Annotated in this window: 1 pseudogene; it reads right to left on the bottom strand. The window is 58.5% G+C overall.

Features of this window, described 5'->3' with window-relative positions:
- Window positions 1-7: 7 nt before the first annotated feature.
- Window positions 8-850: pseudogene (locus tag D2T30_RS22910) on the bottom strand (IS5 family transposase).
- Window positions 851-918: the final 68 nt, after the last annotated feature.

Raw genomic sequence — 918 nt, forward strand, 5'->3', positions numbered from 1 at the left:
GTTACGCTCATAGCCCAAAAAGAACGGTTGCAGCGAGTGCGATAGCTGACAGGAAGACGATAGGGCATCTGTCGTAGCGGGTTGCGACGCGCCTCCAGTCCTTCAGGCGCCCGAACATGATCTCAATGCGGTTGCGTCTTTTGTATCGGCGTTTGTCGTGTTTGATGGGCTTCTTGCGGTTCTTCCTGCCGGGGATGCAGACCTTTATCCCCCTGTCTTTCAACGCATCTCGGAACCAGTCGGCGTCATATCCCCTGTCGGCCAGCAGCCAGTCGGCCTTGGGCAAGCTGCTGAGCAGTGCCATCGCTCCCGAGTAATCGCTGACCTGCCCGGCGGTCGTGAAGAAGCGGATCGGTCGCCCCTGTGCATCCGTCACGGCGTGCAGCTTGGTGTTCATTCCGCCTTTCGTTCGGCCGATCAGGCGTCCGCGCCCCGTCTGTCAGGAAAACAGTCCACAGGACTGTTTTCTGATCTTCCAGACTTTCAACCGCAGGCTCGAGGCCGTGCGATGCGCTTTCGGATGGGTCGCATCAATCATGATCGTCGTCTGTTCGGGGGCCTCCGAAGCCAGACCTTCCATCATCCTGGCGAACACCCCTAACCGGCCCCATCGCTTCCAACGATTGTAGAGCTTTTCGGGAACTTACGCGCCCCCACTGGGGCCACGGCTTCCCTCAAATGGCCGGGCCATATTCCTTCGGTGCGTCGCACCAGCGTAACCCATTGCGGTTTACGAAGATTATCCCGCTCAGAACACGGCGGTCATCAACGCGGGGGCGACCGTGGCTGCGGGGAAAGAAAGGGCGAAGGCGCGCCATCTGATCTTAGAAAGCCAGTAAAGGTTGCTCATAAATCAGGTCTCCTCGGGAGAGCCTGAATCATGAAGCGTGACTGAAATCAATGGGTCTGGAGCCTAGC

The organism is Paenirhodobacter populi, from assembly GCF_004022215.1.
Taxonomy (GTDB): domain Bacteria; phylum Pseudomonadota; class Alphaproteobacteria; order Rhodobacterales; family Rhodobacteraceae; genus Rhodobacter; species Rhodobacter populi.